Origin of the sequence: Pseudomonas graminis, from assembly GCF_900111735.1 — a bacterium.
In the GTDB taxonomy this organism is placed as follows: Bacteria; Pseudomonadota; Gammaproteobacteria; order Pseudomonadales; family Pseudomonadaceae; genus Aquipseudomonas; species Aquipseudomonas graminis.
In genome coordinates this window covers 293,722-310,025 of record NZ_FOHW01000001.1, presented here as the reverse complement: position 1 = coordinate 310,025, position 16,304 = coordinate 293,722, and the positions used below count along the sequence as shown (strand labels likewise).

General features: G+C 61.8%; 18 protein-coding genes. 11 read left to right on the top strand and 7 right to left on the bottom strand.

The annotated features are described in order from the left end of the window. Window positions 1–7: 7 nt before the first annotated feature. Window positions 8–934, bottom strand: coding sequence for a LysR family transcriptional regulator (locus BMY98_RS01375; protein WP_074883585.1), 927 nt, complete (start codon window positions 932–934; stop codon window positions 8–10). Window positions 935–1,010: 76 nt separating this feature from the next. On the opposite strand from BMY98_RS01375, the gene BMY98_RS01370 reads away from it, so the two are divergent. Next, a complete protein-coding gene (locus BMY98_RS01370; RefSeq protein WP_074883582.1) occupies window positions 1,011–1,751 on the top strand; it encodes an SDR family NAD(P)-dependent oxidoreductase in 741 nt (246 codons plus the stop codon). A 17-nt stretch (window positions 1,752–1,768) separates the two neighbouring features. On the opposite strand, the gene BMY98_RS01365 is transcribed toward BMY98_RS01370, so the two are convergent. Beyond that, window positions 1,769–2,938: a DUF2314 domain-containing protein gene (locus BMY98_RS01365; protein WP_074883578.1), complete on the bottom strand. Its 1,170-nt coding sequence runs from the start codon at window positions 2,936–2,938 to the stop codon at window positions 1,769–1,771. Window positions 2,939–3,036: 98 nt separating this feature from the next. On the opposite strand from BMY98_RS01365, the gene BMY98_RS01360 reads away from it, so the two are divergent. Together BMY98_RS01360 and BMY98_RS01355 are read left to right on the top strand one after the other, a co-directional pair. After that, complete coding sequence (locus BMY98_RS01360; protein ID WP_074883575.1) at window positions 3,037–3,942, top strand: LysR substrate-binding domain-containing protein; 906 nt, start codon at window positions 3,037–3,039, stop codon at window positions 3,940–3,942. A gap of 77 nt (window positions 3,943–4,019) precedes the next feature. Beyond that, entirely contained in the window at window positions 4,020–4,847 is an 828-nt protein-coding gene (locus tag BMY98_RS01355) for an EamA family transporter (protein ID WP_074883571.1), read from the top strand. Between the two features lie 11 nt (window positions 4,848–4,858). Here BMY98_RS01355 and BMY98_RS01350 read toward each other — a convergent pair whose 3' ends face one another. Continuing rightward, complete coding sequence (locus BMY98_RS01350; protein ID WP_074883569.1) at window positions 4,859–5,140, bottom strand: hypothetical protein; 282 nt, start codon at window positions 5,138–5,140, stop codon at window positions 4,859–4,861. A gap of 260 nt (window positions 5,141–5,400) precedes the next feature. Between BMY98_RS01350 and BMY98_RS01345 the strand changes: the two genes are divergently transcribed. Continuing rightward, window positions 5,401–5,616, top strand: coding sequence for a DUF6434 domain-containing protein (locus BMY98_RS01345; RefSeq protein WP_074883566.1), 216 nt, complete (start codon window positions 5,401–5,403; stop codon window positions 5,614–5,616). A gap of 18 nt (window positions 5,617–5,634) precedes the next feature. After that, the gene (locus BMY98_RS01340) at window positions 5,635–6,261 is read left to right on the top strand and encodes a glutathione S-transferase family protein (protein ID WP_074883876.1); all 627 of its coding nucleotides are present in this window, start codon (window positions 5,635–5,637) and stop codon (window positions 6,259–6,261) included. Between the two features lie 25 nt (window positions 6,262–6,286). Here BMY98_RS01340 and BMY98_RS01335 read toward each other — a convergent pair whose 3' ends face one another. Next, window positions 6,287–7,105 (bottom strand): helix-turn-helix transcriptional regulator, encoded by an 819-nt coding sequence (locus BMY98_RS01335; RefSeq protein ID WP_074883563.1) that lies wholly within the window; start codon window positions 7,103–7,105, stop codon window positions 6,287–6,289. Between the two features lie 97 nt (window positions 7,106–7,202). Here BMY98_RS01335 and BMY98_RS01330 point away from each other — a divergent pair, with 97 nt between their 5' ends. Beyond that, complete coding sequence (locus BMY98_RS01330; RefSeq protein WP_074883560.1) at window positions 7,203–8,159, top strand: threonine dehydratase; 957 nt, start codon at window positions 7,203–7,205, stop codon at window positions 8,157–8,159. A gap of 28 nt (window positions 8,160–8,187) precedes the next feature. On the opposite strand, the gene BMY98_RS01325 is transcribed toward BMY98_RS01330, so the two are convergent. From BMY98_RS01325 to BMY98_RS01315, 3 genes are all read right to left on the bottom strand, one after another. Continuing rightward, the gene (locus BMY98_RS01325) at window positions 8,188–8,970 is read right to left on the bottom strand and encodes a YkgJ family cysteine cluster protein (protein ID WP_074883557.1); all 783 of its coding nucleotides are present in this window, start codon (window positions 8,968–8,970) and stop codon (window positions 8,188–8,190) included. A 172-nt stretch (window positions 8,971–9,142) separates the two neighbouring features. Then, complete coding sequence (locus BMY98_RS01320) at window positions 9,143–9,916, bottom strand: L-iditol 2-dehydrogenase (protein WP_074883555.1); 774 nt, start codon at window positions 9,914–9,916, stop codon at window positions 9,143–9,145. A gap of 55 nt (window positions 9,917–9,971) precedes the next feature. Further along, the gene (locus BMY98_RS01315; RefSeq protein ID WP_074883552.1) at window positions 9,972–11,285 is read right to left on the bottom strand and encodes an ABC transporter substrate-binding protein; all 1,314 of its coding nucleotides are present in this window, start codon (window positions 11,283–11,285) and stop codon (window positions 9,972–9,974) included. Window positions 11,286–11,578: 293 nt separating this feature from the next. Here BMY98_RS01315 and BMY98_RS01310 point away from each other — a divergent pair, with 293 nt between their 5' ends. From BMY98_RS01310 to BMY98_RS01290, 5 genes are all read left to right on the top strand, one after another. After that, window positions 11,579–12,508, top strand: a complete 930-nt coding sequence (locus BMY98_RS01310; protein WP_074883874.1) for a helix-turn-helix domain-containing protein — start codon at window positions 11,579–11,581, stop codon at window positions 12,506–12,508. Window positions 12,509–12,795: 287 nt separating this feature from the next. Beyond that, window positions 12,796–13,518, top strand: a complete 723-nt coding sequence (locus tag BMY98_RS01305) for a GntR family transcriptional regulator (RefSeq protein ID WP_074883548.1) — start codon at window positions 12,796–12,798, stop codon at window positions 13,516–13,518. Then, window positions 13,515–14,303 (top strand): SDR family oxidoreductase, encoded by a 789-nt coding sequence (locus BMY98_RS01300; RefSeq protein ID WP_074883545.1) that lies wholly within the window; start codon window positions 13,515–13,517, stop codon window positions 14,301–14,303. Before BMY98_RS01305 ends, BMY98_RS01300 begins: the two co-directional genes overlap by 4 nt. Window positions 14,304–14,397: 94 nt before the next feature. Further along, window positions 14,398–15,330: a 3,5-dioxohexanoate:acetyl-CoA acetone transferase gene (gene kce, locus BMY98_RS01295; protein WP_074883542.1), complete on the top strand. Its 933-nt coding sequence runs from the start codon at window positions 14,398–14,400 to the stop codon at window positions 15,328–15,330. 90 nt (window positions 15,331–15,420) lie between these two features. Next, window positions 15,421–16,299, top strand: coding sequence for an SMP-30/gluconolactonase/LRE family protein (locus tag BMY98_RS01290; RefSeq protein WP_074883871.1), 879 nt, complete (start codon window positions 15,421–15,423; stop codon window positions 16,297–16,299). Window positions 16,300–16,304: the final 5 nt, after the last annotated feature.

Genomic DNA, 16,304 nt, shown 5'->3' with positions numbered 1-16,304 from the left:
AGCCTGCTCAGCCGTCCAGCCGCGCTTTCATGAAATCAATGAACACGCGCAGTTTCTGTGGCACGTGGGTACGGCTCGGGTAATACAGATAGAACGGCGAAACTTCGGGCCAGAAGGGCTTGAGCAGCGCTACCAGCTGTCCGCTGTCGATCTCGTCTTTCACCTGGGCTTCGAATGCGCCACCGATGCCCACGCCCGCGCGAATGGCCTGCATCAAGGTGTCGCCATCATTGGTGATCAGCACGCTGGGCGGAAGAATCTCCATGGCAACGCCTTCGTGAATGTACTCCCATCGGTACACACCGCTGGCCAGGCGAATGTTGAGGCAGCGATGCAGATGCAGGTCTTGCGGGGTGCTCGGGTGTTCGCGGCCCCGCAAGTAGCCGGGCGTTGCAACGGTGGCGATGCGGTGAGCGCCGCCCATGGGAATTGCGACGACATCCTGAGCCAGGTAGTCGCCAACCCGGATGCCGGCATCAAAGCCGCCGGCCACCAGATCCAGCAATGCGTTGTCGCAGTGGACCTCCAGGGTGATGTCCGGATAGGCGTCCATGAACGCCGCCAGGTGCGGCATCAGGACGATGTCCGCAGTGGTACGAGACAGGTTGAGGCGCAACACGCCGGTGGGCTTGTCCCGCAATTCATTGACGTCCTCGACGGCGGAGGCCAGTGCGGCCAGACCCGGCTGCGCGTATCCCAGAAAACGTTGCCCCAGCTCAGTCACGCCAACCTTTCGGGTGGAGCGGTCGAGCAGCCGCACGCCGAGCCTGCCTTCCAGCGTCCGCAGGGTTTGCGACAGGGCAGAGGGCGACATACCCATGACCGCCGCCGCTTTGGTGAAGCTCCCGTGCTGGGCGATCTGCACGAAAGCCGCAATGCCGGGCAGCAGGTCCGGCCGGATGACGCCGTTTTGAAGCAACGCTTCATACTGCATGCCGATTGCACCTCTAAATAAACGGGATCGCCGAGCCTACCATGCGCCCTCACATTCATTCACAGGAGCGGCAAACATGGGTCAGTTAGCAGGCAAGGTGGCGATCGTCACAGGGTCTTCAAAAGGCATCGGCGCAGGCATCGCCGAGCGATTGGCGGCAGAGGGTGTAAAGGTCATCGTCAACTATTCACGAAGCGTCGAAGACGCAGAGCGTGTCGTTGCCCGCATTGTGGCGGGCGGTGGCGAAGCGATTGCGCACAAGGCGGACCTTTCACGGCCGTCCGAGATCGGTCCTTTGATCGATACAGCGGTTCGGGTGTTTGGCCGGCTGGATATTCTGGTGAATAACGCCGGCATCTATAAACCCGATTCCCTGGACGAGTTGAGCGCTGAAAGCTTCGATGAGCATTTCAACCTCAACGTACGCGGCCTGTTGCTCACCACACAGGCCGCCGCTCGGGTCATGCAGGCGGGCTCGGTCATTATCAATATCAGCTCGGGTCTGGCCCACAGCCCTTTTCCCCAAGTGCATGTTTATTGCGCCACCAAAGGCGCGGTCAATACGCTGACCCGCTCCCTGGGCATGGAACTGGGTCCTCGGGGCATTCGAGTGGTCGGCATCGCGCCAGGCTTTGTGCATACCGAAGGCAACGCTGAATCCGCCCAGGGCATGGACGAGTTCTTTATCGCCAAAACGCCATTGGGACGCGTCGGCAAGCCGAGGGACATCGCTGCGGCAGTCGCGTATGCCGTGTCAGAAGACGCCGCCTGGGTGACGGGTACGACGCTTGATGTCTCAGGCGGTATGGTTTTTTGAGGTTGCGTTACGCCACGTCAGCGTCGAAGGCCAATGACGTAGCTCTCTAGACAGTCATGCAGCACAAAACCAAGTACCAGCAGACTTATCACCGCAACAATATCCAGGACGCGACTGCCTCCTGCCTGGGGCGTGCGTGCGCGCAATCTGAAATACCAGGGGCTAAAGCAGACCCATCCATAGCCGAACAGAAGCAGCGCGCCCGCGAAGCTCACGGGCCCCTGAATCTGCACACTATGGCCCGCGGCGGCTGCTCGCAAGGGTTCAACCACCAGGTAGTAGAGGCACGCGAGTGCGGGCACCACCAGCGCCAGTCCGATGGGCCAGGCCGGAAAACCTTTGGGTTCGATCGGCCCCGACTCGTCGGAATCCTTTCCCTCAAGCAGATCCACGATACGCGGCCAGCCGGCAACGCTCGCCAGCGCCAACGAAGTCTGGCCGTTGCAGTTGGGTGTGAGTGGATCTGCACCGTGGCGCAGCAGCGCACGAACCACCGTGTAATTGCCCGCCAGCACTTCGCGGTGCAGGAGCAGCCACCCCTCGGCGTCCAGGTCGTGGATCGCTTCGGGATGCTGGGCCAACTCTTCTTCGACTTTGCCCCGCATGTTCAGCGCCATCGGGTGCTCGGTACGTTCCAGGGCGGCCAGCGTCTTCTGGTCCTGCGGGAGATCCAGACTTCGAGAGAGCAGCCGTGGCGTCTGGCCTTCTTCAGCAGGCACCACTTCAACGCTGCCGGCTTTTCCGAAATCCAGGCCCCAGGCGCGGTCATGGGCTTCGCGGGCGTCCGTGGACATTCCGCTGCGCAGCGCATCGACGGTGAAGCCCCCGTAGACATGCCCGTCACGGACAAACATCCAGTCATTGAGGGCTTCCAGCGGCAGCGTCACCGGGTCCGACGCATTCAGTGAGGAGAGCCATCGAGGTGAGTTCATGAGCACACCGCTGATGGACTCCCCGTCAAACTCGATGTCAGTGACCCACATGTTTTCGACGGCGGGAATGTCGGGGTCGTCGGCATCCAGCACAAAAGACATTTTGACCGCCGCCATGTCCAGACTTTTGACGATTCTGCGTGCCTCCCAGGACAGCTCACGCCAGAAGAACTTGAAAGTGGCCTGGGCGCTGGCGACCGCCGCCTTGAGTTCGTCGCTTTCGCCTTTCACGCTGTAGATGATCTGCCCGGTCATAAGAAAGTCGTTCCCTCTTTCAATCTGAATAATGTTCTACCATGAGCCGTCATTCATGGCGTGAGCCGCTGCGTTAATGCCCCTAGAGGCCCGATGTTATGAGAGACCTGCCACCCACCGCCACCTTGCGCGCCTTCGAAGTTGCCACCCGTCACGGGACGTTCACCTCCGCGTCCGAGGAGCTGCACGTTACCCAAAGTGCGGTGAGTCACCAATTAAAAAATCTTGAAGACATCTGGGGCGTGCAGCTGTTCCAGCGCGGCAAGACGTTGAGCCTGACACCGGCGGGTGCCGCCCTGGCGCCGATTGTGCGGACGTTTTTCATGAACCTGGAGGCGACGCTTGCGGACCTCCGGGAAGAGAACGGCCGGGTCAGGCTCAAGGTCAGTACGACCTATTCCTACGCACTCAAATGGCTGTTGCCGCGCTTGCCCAATCTGGCCGAGCTTCACCCGGAAATCCTCGTCACGCTGGACAGCACAGACACCGCCATCAACTTCGCCAGCGGCGAGGCGGACGTCGCGATCCGTCTGGGTGGCGGCAACTACCCGGCGCTGCACTCGGAATTCATGTTCAGGGAACACATTTTCCCCGTGGCGAGCCCTGACTTGCTCAAACGCTTCGGCATGCCCCGGGAGCCCGCCGAATTGTTGCGCTATCCGCTGTTGGCCCGGGACGGTTCGGATCTGGTGCCGAAGTGGGAGGTGTGGTTTCAGAACATCGGCCTGGGCGTGACCTCGCTCAAGGAAAGCGTACGTTTTCCCGACACCAACATGACCGTGGAGGCGGCCTTGTTAGGGCAGGGCATCGCCCTCGTTCGAAGTGGACACGTGGAAAAAGAAATGCGCGACGGCAGTTTGATCAGGTTGTTCGATGTGCCGTTTCCCTCGCCTGTGGCCTATTACTTCGTCTGCCCGAAGGGGATCGAAACCCGGACCCACGTGGTGAGCTTTCGCAACTGGCTGCTCAGGGAGTCGACCGCTGCGGGCCTGAGTTACGACTGAAGCATGAGGAATTGCTCATGATTAAATGAGCAGACTTCGCTTCCGTTTTCTGGGTCGGCCTGACTAAGATCCGCCCCATGCCTACTCATATCATCCTGTTAATCCTCTTCGCCGCCTTGCTGCATGCTGGCTGGAATGCCTTGCTGCGCGGCGGTGGCGACAAGCTCTGGTCGATGACCATTATGTGCGTGGCAGTGGCCATCGTCAGCATTGCAGGGGCACTGTACATCGACGCCCCGGCGCCGGAAAGCTGGCCCTACGCGGTGCTCTCGGCGCTGCTGCATGTCGGCTACAACCTGTTTCTGGTGCGTACTTACCGCAGCGGCGACCTCGGGCAAACCTATCCGATCTCCCGAGGTTCATCGCCGGTGCTGATCACGTTATGTGCGTCGATATTTGCGGGGGAGGTGGTGGAAACCGGCGCGATGGTCGGCATTGCACTGGTGTCAGCGGGGATCATTTCTCTGGCGCTCAAGGGCCGGAAACTGGACATGACCAGTCTTCCTTATGCGCTGGGCACCGGTTGCTTCATTGCGGCCTATAGCGTGACGGACGGCATCGGCGGGCGTCTGTCCGGCGCGCCGATGGCTTACACCGTCTGGATGTGCGCGATGTGGGGCGTACTGATGCCGATCACTTATATCTGTCTGCGGGACGCGCGCAGTCTGTTTACGGTCCGGCCCGGCTTGCTCGCCTCGTTGGGCGGAGGTGTGGTGTCCTTGCTGGCTTACGGCATCGTCATCTACGCCATGACCCTCGCGCCCATGGGCGCAGTGTCCGCCCTGCGTGAAACCAGCGTGCTGTTTGCCGCGTTGCTCGGGTATCTGTTTTTGGGCGAGTCGCTGACCGTGCGCAAGATCCTCGCGTGCGTGGTCATTGCGGCCGGCACGATCATCATTGGCTGAGCGGCGGGTGCTCACCTGCGCAGCTTCGGTTTCACCGCCTTCAACCGCGCAATAGCCAAGTTATGGAGGTATTGGCGTACGGCATCGTGGTGCTCGACGCTCACGTGATAGCTGTCCAGCAGTCCCAACAAATAGCCCTCGGCCATGGCGTGGTATCGCGACACGCTTTCCCGCGTGTCACTGGTATTGAGCCTGGCAATCAGCTCGTCGATCCGGGCGTGGTGCTCGGGTGAGAACCAGTCCTGCTGAGGCGCAGAGCCGGCGTCATCGGTCAGGGGCGTGTGCAGAATCATCGGGTCTCCAGGCAATCACATGGGTCGTAGTCTGAACAGGCGCGGGACGCTTTTGAGGGGTTGATCCTGCGACCCTGGCGTTGGACAGCGGATCAACCGCAAAATCCTGTACTACGCTGAGCGCGGGATCCACCCACTGAGATGTCTCAAGTTTGAAAAAAGAGGCCGGCATGGGCGACGCGGGTGTGCGCTTTCGCGCGTTCGCCGCCCCGGCTAAAACCGGTCCTGCCTTCACATTCACCCCCTGACGGAGTTGCCCCATGGCGTTTGACTGGCACAGCGAGCCCCTTTCCAGAGACACCGCTGTCACGCAGGATTACCGCAACACCCAAAACGTCCGCCGCTTCCTGACCGAGCAGTGCGGCCCGGCGTTCAAATTTGACCGGGACTTCATGGCCTGGATACGCAACGACACCCGCAAGACATTGGGTGATGTTGCGGATGAATGGCAACGGCGACAGGGCAACAACGGATAACCCATGGAGGGCGGCGAGATGTTCACGTTATTCGGTGCAAACCGATCCGGCTCGGCAGCCATCGAGATCGCGCTCACATTGTGCGGGGCCGATTATCAACTGGTCGCTGCCAGCGCCTGGGAAGAGGGCGCGGGGCAGAACGAGCTGAAACACCTGAACCCGTTGATGCAAGTGCCTACCCTGGTCGTCCCTGACGGCGCCGTGCTCACCGAAAGCGCGGCCATCCTCATCCACCTGGGTCTGGAGTTTCCGTCGTCGCGCCTCATGTCTCACGAAGCCCTTGAACGCACTCAACAACTCCGAGCATTGGCGTACATCACCACCAACTGCTACGCGTCCATCGGGCTGATCGACTACCCGGAACGCTGGCTGCCAGACGCAGATCCTGATCAATTAGACCGATTGGTCGCAGGCGCCCGGAGAAAACTCCGCAGCCAGTGGGACGTTTTTAGCGATGTGTTTTACAACCCGGTTGCCTGGCATCCCCATGCGCCCGGCGCTGTCGAAATCCTTGCCAGCGTGGTCAGCCAGTGGAGTGGGGCGCGGGAACATCTGGGACGATCGCGCCCCGAGTTTTACGCCTCTCTCGGGATTATTGATCGTCATCCCGTCATCAAGGCGGTACTGCAACGACACGGTTGGTGACGCGTGACGCGTTAGGCGTGAGGCGTTACGGCGACAACTGACTGCGCAGCTTCGCCGGGCTGATGCCCATGCGCAGCCGAAAGGCCGTCGCCATATGGGCCTGGGAGCTGAAGCCGCAGCAGAGGGCGATCTCGGCCAGTCCTGCCGCAGGCTCACGCATCAGGGTTCGGGCCTTGGCCAGGCGTCGGTCGATCAGATAACTGTGGGGGCTTTTACCCGTGGTGTTTTTGAAGGCCCGCATGAAATAACCCTCTGACAACCCCAGCATTTGCGCCATCGCCTGAACCCCCAACGACCCGTCGATGCCGGCGTCGATGAACTCATCCAGCCTGCGCATCCGGCTGCCGTTTATCGTGCCTGGCAGCGGCGCTTCGAAGGTGTTTCTGCCCTCGATCCGGTCGGCCAAAGCCAGCGCCCAGCCCTCCCAGTCATCCGCCGCCGAGGCCTGCAACAACCCCGCGCGCATCCTCATGGCGAGGGCGATCGCCTGGGCATCAATGCGGTTGTTGAAAGCGTGGTTGCCTGTCAGCGCCAGCCCGTCCGTGCGCAGCAGCCGCAGGTATTCGCCGCCCGTGGGCGACTCCGACAACACGTCGCAACCGGCAGGCACGAACGCCAGGCCGTTAGGCACTGCGTCGAAGGGCTGCACCCGGTCGCTGCCGATGGCGTGAACGCCGCGCTGGCTTTCGAAAGCAAAGCCGATCGCCGCCTGCGTCGCCACGTAGCGGGTTTCGTAGCGGGCGGCGGGGAGCAATTCGATCATCCACGGGCCCGCCTCGACACGGCGAACCGGTTCAGACGGGAGCGGGTGAGGTGGGCGTTTTGTCGGGCTCATGGCAGTCATAGTAATGAAGCGAGCGGGCAAAAGTCAGGTCAGTTTTTTGAAAGCCGGCGCGGCGAGCCTCTGCCTAGACTGGGCCACATTTCCGAGGAGATCCCCCATGCACGGACTGACCCGCGACGATATCGAACAGGCTGCGCGCCAGGTGTACGCGGTCATGCCGCCGACCGCTCAATACGCCTGGCCGTTGCTGGCCGAGCGGCTGAACAGCGCGGTGTGGGTCAAACATGAAAACCACACGCCCACCGGTGCGTTCAAGGTGCGCGGGGGGATTACCTTCATGCACTGGCTAAAACGCACGTACCCGAGCGTCAACGGCATCGTCACCGCCACCCGGGGCAATCATGGCCAAAGCCTGGCCCTGGCCGCCACTGCCTTGGGCTTGAGTGCGTTGATCGTGGTGCCTGAAGGCAATTCGCCGGAAAAGAACAACGCCATGCGCGCCCTCGGCGGTACCGTGATCGAATGTGGCCGGGATTTCGACGAGGCCCGGGAAGAGGCGGCGCGGCTGGCGGATCTGCATGGGCACTACCTGGTTCCGCCCTTTCACATCGAGTTGCTCAAGGGCGTGGCCACGTATGCGCTGGAGTTGTTCATGGCCGCGCCGGATCTGGACACCGTTTATGTGCCCATCGGCTGTGGCTCCGGGATTTGCGGCGTGATTGCCGCCCGCGACGCGCTGGGCCTGAAGACGAAGGTGGTTGGCGTGGTCTCCACCGAGGCGGCGGCCGCCAAGTGGTCGTTCGAGGAAGGCACCATTTTGCAAACCCCATCGGCGAACACCTTTGCCGACGGCCTCGCCGTGCGCAGACCCATTCCTGCGGCCTTTGCCATCTATCGATCAGGGGCGCAGCGCATCGTCGCCGTCAGCGAAGAAGAAATCGCCGAGGCCATGCGCGTTTATTACACCGACACCCACAACCTCGCGGAGGGTGCGGGCGCCGCGGCACTGGCGGCGCTCATTCAGGAGCGCCGGGCCATGGCAGGGAAAACGGTCGGGGTGATTCTGTCCGGCGGCAATGTGGATCGGTCGGTGTATGCGCGGGTTATAGGCTGAAGCGGCAAGCGTTTCAGCAGGGAGGCGGTCAGCGCGCCATTGGGTGGAAGATGTAAGCGTCGCTCGGTGAGTCGGCCAGTGACAGGGACTGCGCGTGCAGATACGCCCTCAATGCCGGGTCTTCTGCCTTGATCTGCCAGGGCTGAGCCGCCGGGCTGGGGCTGACTTCGGACCTTTCGCAGGCGGCAAGCAGCGTTTCGACCGAGGGCTGGTGAATGACCAGGCCGTTGCCTTTCCAGCCGGCAACGGTCAGGCCCAGGCTTTCGCACAACGCGACTTTGTCATGGGCATCCTCGCGATCGGTCTGGCGTGATTGCTGGACCAGCATCGCCAGCCCCACATCCGACGCCAACAGGCTGCCCTGCTGCCAGCTTTCGGGCGGACAGTCCTTGGCCTGGGGTTTTAGCTCAATGAAAGGGCTGATCTCCATCGGGTAGATCCGGCACACCATCGGGCGCTCCAGGTACACCGAGCAGAGCCCGTCCTTTTGAAGGTTCGGGCATTCAGGGATCGCGTTGGCCGCCAGAATCACCGTCACTCGCAGCGTGCCAGACCCGCCAGCCACCGGCGCGGATCGCCCGGCGTTGTAGGCATACTCGGGCGAGTCGACAGGCCAGAGTGATTCGTCGAACGCCTCCAGCAATATCCCCACGGAATGCCCGCGTTTGAGCCAGGTTACGGCTTCGGCGAGGGTCAAAGGGACGAAGCGGCCACGACAGCATGCGCCGCACCCGACGCATTCGAATTGCACGTCGGGGTCCACGGCAAGGCCATGGGCGGTGGAGGGCGCTTCTGATTCGTTGATGTCCATGTGACCTGCATCCCTGTTCGTTGATCGGTGAATCATAACTGGATGTACGCGATCAGTCAGTGGGATCGGCTTCAACCGGGAAGAGGCCCGTTTCGGCACCTTCGATTCCACTGCGTCGCGTAAGGCCGTTACAAAAACAACGCACCGATGTCCTGCAGGTCACGCCTCGGTCTCAACTCATCCAGTTGCCGCCGTCAACGTTGTAGGTCTGGGCGACGACGTAATCGCTCTCGGTGGACGCGAGAAAGATGGCCATGCCGGTCAGGTCTTCGGCGGTGCCCATGCGGCCGAAGGGCACTTCCTCGCCGACGAGGCGTTTCTTCTCGCCCAGCGGCCGGCCCTCGTGTCTGGCGAACAGCGCGTCCACGCCATCCCAGTGCTCGCCGTCAACGACGCCCGGAGCGATCGCATTGACGTTGATCCGGTGCTTGATCAGGTTCAGTCCGGCGGATTGGGTCAGGCTGATGACGGCGGCCTTGGTCGCGCAGTAGACGCCCACCAGTGCCTCGCCGCGGCGCCCGGCCTGGCTCGCCATGTTGATGATCTTGCCGCCATGACCCTGGGCGATCATCTGTTTCGCTGCCGCCTGAAGGGTGAACAACGTGCCGGCCACATTGATGGAGAACAGCCGCTCGTAACTCTCGCGAGTGATCTCGGTGATGGGCGCCAGATCAAACAACGCGGCGTTGTTGATCAGGATATCCAGCTTGCCGGTGGTGGTGACGACCGCCGCAATGGCGGCGTCGATGGACGATTGATCGGTCACATCCATCCTTACCGCGTAGGCACTGGCGCCCAGTTCGCTGGCCGTTTGGGTCGCGCGCTCCAGGTTGATGTCGGCGATGGCCACCGTCGCGCCTTCGCGAATGTAGGCTTCGGCATAGGCCCGTCCGATGCCCCGGGCCGAGCCTGTGATCAGTGCGCTTTTACCTTCGAGTCGTTTCATTGAAAGAGTCATCCGTCATGCAGAGAGAGGCGGCAGAGGCCTGCCGGCAGGGCGTTTATTGCTTCGGGTAACCGGCGCGCTTCATTTCCCGCTCGGTCGTCGACTGCGCGGCCGCGAGGGCTTGATCGACGGAGGTCTGGCCGGTGAGCGCGGCCGAGAGGAGCTTGCCGACGGACGTGCCGATGGCCTGAAATTCCGGGATGGTCACGTACTGGATGCCGACATAGGGCACCGGCTTGGCCGAAGGATGCGCCGGATCGGCGTGCTTCATCATCTCCAAAGTCACTTTGGCGAACGGCGCAGCCTTGAGATAGGCGTCGCTGTAGGTGGAAGTGCGGGTGCCAGGCGGCACGTTGGTGATGCCATCCTTCTGCGCGACCAGCTGGATGTATTCTTTGGAGGTGGCCCACGTGGTGAAGGCCTTGGCGGCGTCTTTGTGTTTGGAGGTCGCCGGGATCGCCAGGGACCAGGCGTACAGCCAGGACGACCCTTTGTCGGTCACTTCAACCGGTGCCGGGGCGAAACCCACGCTGTCCACGACCCGGCTCTGTTCCTTGTCGGTGGTGAACGAGCCTGCCACGCTGGCATCGACCCAGATCGCGCATTTGCCGCTGTTGAACAGCGCCAGGGTTTCATTGAAGCCGTTACTGGAGACGCCGGGTGGCCCGTAGTTTTTGAGGGTGTTGACGTAGAAGTTGGCGGCGGCTTTCCACTCGGGGCTGGTCAACTCGGGTTGCCACTGTTCGTCAAACCAGCGGGCGCCAAAGGCGTTGGCCATGGTGGTCAGCAAGGCCATGTTCTCGCCCCAGCCGGCTTTGCCCCGCAGGCACATGCCGTACTGGCCCTGGTCCGGGTGATGCAGTTTGGCGGCAAACTCGCCGAGCTGGGTCCAGGTTGGGTGCTCGGGCATGCTCAGCCCGGCTTGCTTGAACAGGTCGGTGCGGTAGTAGGTCACCGTGCTCTCGCCATAGAAAGGCAAGGCATACAGGGTGTCGTTGACCGACAGGCCCTGGCGCACGGAAGGAATGATGTCGTCGAGGTCGTAGCTGGCGGGCAGGTCCTTCATCGGTTCGAGCCAGCCTTTTGCCCCCCATAACGGCGTCTCGTAGGTGCCGATGGTCAATACATCGAACTGGCCGCCCTGGGTCGCGATGTCGGTGGTCAGTCGCTGGCGCAGAACGTTTTCTTCGAGCACCACCCAGTTGAGCTTGATGTCCGGATGCTGCTCTTCGAATACCTTGGAGAGCCGCTGCATGCGGATCATGTCGTTGTTATTGACGGTGGCGATGGTGATCGTCTCGGCGGCGTGACTGATGCCAACCAGGGACAGACCGGCAGACAGCAGCAGCGCGTGATGCGTGATCTTCATGGTGATCTCCACTCCACGCCGGTGGCGCGGAATCGTTATTGTTGTTTTTGAGCACTGCCGGGCGATCTGAAGTAACACTTCGGGGCAGTAGCGTGTCGATTACAGCAGCTTGCACGCCCTGCAAACAAACACACCGAGGACGTGCCACTGATGCTTTTTTAACCGTGCAGACCTGGCGTGGAGCCGGCTAAAAAAGTATCAGCCCGCAGTGACAGGCGAGGTGGAGCAGGGGAATGCACTGCGCGTATGGTGGGGTGATGCATGCGCCAACAATGACAAAAAAGGGCCAGACCATGCCTGCAAGCCGAACCGCCTTATTCGAGCAGTTGCCTGCCGAGCTGGAAATCATCCTGCCGGCGCCCCAGCAGAGTTTTCGCTGGTACGAGCACGACTATCCCTATGCGCTCGCGCGCTGGAACCATCATCCCGAATACGAGATTCATCTGATCCGCAAAGGCAGCGGCAAACTGGTCGCGGGCGATTACATCGGCGCCTTCGGCCCTGGCCATGTCGCGTTGATCGGCCCTGATTTACCCCATGACTGGATGGGCGATCTGACGCCGGGGGAGCACCTGCAAGGCCGTGACGTTGTGCTTCAATTCGACGGCGCTACGTTGCTGGCGCTGCGCGAGACGCTGCCTGAACTGGGTGAATTGCAGGGGTTGTTTGACCGTGCCCGCCGCGGGCTGGAATTTACCGGAGAGACCGCCGTGCAGGCGGCGGAGCTGCTTGAACGCATCGGCATGGCGCAGGGATTGCCACGCCTGCTGCTGTTTCTTGAACTGCTCAACACCCTAAGCACGGCGCCCGCCCGTGAAGCTCGCACCCTGGCGAGTTCGTGTTACGCGCCGGCACTGGATGCCAGAAGCGCCGAGCGCGTTCACCGCGCGTTCGATTATCTGCAACGTGAGCTCACGGGTGATATCAGGCTGTCGGTGATCGCCGAGCGGCTGCACATGAGCGAACCCGGGTTTTCACGGTTCTTCAAGCGCGCCACAGGCCACGGTTTCATCGACCTGATGCGCAAGCTGCGCATTCAGAAAGCCTGCCGGCTGTTGCTGCAGACGCAGATGTCCATCGCCGATGTCTGTTTTGAAGTGGGCTACATCAACCTGTCGAACTTCAATCGACACTTCCGTTACGAGATGAACCAGACGCCGTCGGACTACCGAAGAGGGACGGCGGCGACGCGGTTCCACTTGAACACGTCGAAGGCGTCCTAGCCGTTCTTCCCCGGCATCGTTACCGCGCTGACCTCATCGCAGGTCCAGGCCCGAACCGGCGGATCCCGGTATGTCGGTTGTCTCAGTCAGCCATGAACCACTTGGGATGCAGGGCCGGGAAGTGTTCACGCAATGGCGCGCGGCCGCTTGGCAAGGCGGTCATCAAGGTCGGTTGATGCCGGAAGTGCGTGCAACGAGCGGCTCATCGTGTGATCGCAGAAACAATTTGACATCTGATATTTGTGATCACATATTTGCGCTACAAAAACAACTTCAGGCTTCACCCCATGACTGACCGTCCTATCCCGTTGCCGACTCTCCGTCACGTATCTCGTGACACCTTGCAGGATCAGGTCTACCGCCAGATTCGCGAAGCGTTGATGAGTGGTCGCTTCCAGCCAGGCCAGAAGCTGACCATCCGTGGCCTCGCCGAGGCGCTGGGTTCCAGCCCCATGCCAGTGCGCGAGGCGCTGCATCGGCTCAGCGCTGAAAACGCATTTGAAGTCACCGAAACCGCTCGACTGCGCGTTCCGGTCATGACGCCCACGCGGCTTCGCGAGATTCGTGATGCACGCGTCGCCCTTGAGGGTTTGCTGGCGGAGAAGGCAGTGGCGCTGATTCAGGACGCTGATCTGGTTGACATCAATGACCTCTGCCAACAAATGCAGCAGGCCGCCGACACCGTCGATGTGTCCCGCTATCTCTGGACCAACTTCGCCTTCCATCGCCGCATTTATGCCGTCGCTCAGGCCGGGCTTACCGTCGCAGCCGTTGAGAACTTCTGGCTGCACATGGGCCCCTGTTTTGCTTTGGTCGCGCCTGATAAAGGGCACCTTCAGCGCTCGATGGAAGCCCATGACCGCATCGTTGCCGCGTTGACCGCCCGGGATGGCGCCGCCGCGCGGGCTGCGGTCACCGACGACATCATGCAGGCCGCCGATTCGTTGATCCGCTTGCTCGTCAACAGCGGCCGTTCCCGGTCGACGTCATCAGGAGTGAAGAAAGCATGAGCGTTCTCGATCGTTTGATCCCCTACAGCGGTTTACGCGTGCTCATCTCGGGAGGGGCCGCCGGTATAGGTGAGGTCCTCGCTGCGGCCTACCTCGAGGCGGGCGCCCAGGTGCATGTCTGCGATGTGAGCGAGCCTGCGCTGGCGGCATTTCGTGACCGCTACCCGGGCAGCGTGGCCACCCGTGCCGATGTCAGTGATCCCGCGCAGATCGAAGCTGTGTTCAAGGTGCAGCGCGAGCAGTTCGGGGGCCTTGATGTGCTGGTCAATAACGCGGGAATCGCCGGGCCAACGGCGGGTATCGACGCCGTCACCGACGAGGACTGGCAGCGGACGATCGACATCAACCTGACTGCCCAGTATCGCTTCGCGCACCATGCGGTACCGCTGCTGAAGGACTCGCCCAACGGACACCTGATCCACATCGCCTCGGTGGCTGGCCGTCTGGGTTACGCCTGGCGCACACCCTACGCCGCGACCAAATGGGCAATTGTCGGGCTGATGAAGTCGCTGGCCTCGGAGCTTGGCGAAAGCGACATCCGTGTCAACGCCCTGTTGCCCGGAATCGTCGAGGGCCCGCGCATGGATGGAGTGATCCGCGCCCGCGCCGAGCAGATGAACGTGCCGGAATCCGAGATGCGTGAGGAATACCTGAAGAAGATCTCCCTCAAGCGCATGGTCACTGCCGAAGATGTCGCTGCCATGGCGCTCTTTCTGTGTTCGCCAGCCGCGCGCAACATCACCGGGCAGGCCATCAGCGTGGATGGCAACGTCGAGTACCTGTAAGCGTCGTACGTCGCGCGCACCCAGCGGCCGGAGCCAATCGCCGAGCCGGATTTGACCCGAAGATTCTCGCCAAGAACAAGAACGGAGAACACTCATGTCCGAAAAACGTCCCGTCATCATCACCTGTGCGGTCACCGGCGCCATTCACACGCCATCGATGTCGCCGTACTTGCCGGTCACACCCCAGGAAATTGCTGAAGCCGCCATCGGCGCGGCCCAGGCAGGCGCCGCTATCGTCCACTTGCATGCCCGTGACCCTGTCGATGGTCGGCCCAGCCAGGATGTCGACCTGTTCCGCCAGTTCCTGCCGCAGGTCAAGGCCAGCAGTGATGTGGTCATCAACATCACCACGGGCGGCGCACCAACGATGGGCGTTGAGGAACGGCTGCAACCGGTGGCGCAGCTGCAGCCTGAGCTGGCGTCTCTGAACATGGGCTCGATGAACTTCGGGCTGTACGAAATGCTCGACCGGTTCACCGAATTCAAACACGACTGGGAGCGCCCGTATCTCGCCGAAAGCGATGACCGAATCTTCCGCAACACCTTCCGGGACATTGCCCACATCCTCAACGTATGCGCTGAAAACCGGACGCGGTTCGAGATCGAGTGCTACGACATCGGCCATCTGTACACCGCCGCCCACTTCCTGCAGCGGGGTCTGCTTAAAGCGCCGATTTTCATTCAGTCCGTATTTGGTTTGCGCGGCGGTATCGGTGGTCACCCGGAAGACCTGGCCCATATGCGCCGCACCGCCGACAGGTTGTTCGGCGATGCCTACGAGTGGTCGATTCTGGGTGCAGGACGCAATCAGATTCCGCTGGGCACGATGGGACTGGCGATGGGCAGCAATGTTCGCGTGGGCCTGGAGGACTCACTCTGGGACGGGCCGGGCAAGCTGGCGGCCTCCAATGCCGATCAGGTCAAAAGGATACGCACTGTGATCGAGGCCCTCGGAGGCCGTGTGGCCACGCCGGATGAAGCCCGGGAAATGCTCAGCCTGAAGGGTAAGAACGAAGTCAATTTCTGAATGCGGCCAGCCACTGCCAGTGAACACAGGCCGTCTGCGCCGGTGCACAACGCAGTCATCTCCCATGAAAAACAAGACAGGGGTGAATCCATGCGTATCGAAATCGTCGCTGATGTGAAAACCACGCTGGGCGAAGGCCCGGTGTGGGACGTTGAGCACCAGCGCCTGTACTGGATCGACAGCTTCGACGGGCGAGTCCTGCGGTGCACCGAGGATGGACGCGAGCTCCGCGCCTGGGACGTGGGCGAGAAAATCGGCTCCATGGCACTGCGCCGAAACGGAGACGCGGCGATTGTGGCCTTGCAGAGCGGACTGCACACGCTGGATCTCGCAACCGGTGAACTCGGGTTAATCATTGATCCCGAACCAGGGCTGCCAGATAACCGGCTCAACGACGGCAAGGTCGACCGTCAGGGGCGGTTTGTTTTCGGCTCAATGGACACTCGGGAAGAGCAGGCCAGCGCAAAGCTGTATCGCCTCGATCCAGACCTGAGCCTGCACACACTGGACGAGGGCATCATCTGCTCCAACGGGCCGTGCTGGAGTCCTGACGGGGAGACGTTGTATTTCGCCGATACCTGGTCCGGGGACATCTGGGCCTACGACTACGACACCAAAACAGGCGCGGCAAGCCACCGACGGACCTTTGCCAGGGTCGACACGTCAGGGGGTGGCGCGGCCGATGGCTGTACCGTGGATGCCGAAGGCTGCCTCTGGCAGGCACTCGTGTACGCCGGAAAAATCGTGCGCTACACACCAGACGGGCAGGTCGATCGGGTGATCGATATGCCTGTAAAGAAGGTCACCAGCGTGGCGTTCGGCGGGCCGAATCTTGACACCCTGTTTGTGTCGTCGATGGCAAAACCGCCACTCCCGCGTTTCCCCTCTGACGGCCAGCAGCGCGGTGCGCTCTTTGCCGTTACCGGGCTGGGCGTGAAAGGTATTGCCGAGCGGCGCTTCGCTTCCTGATCCAT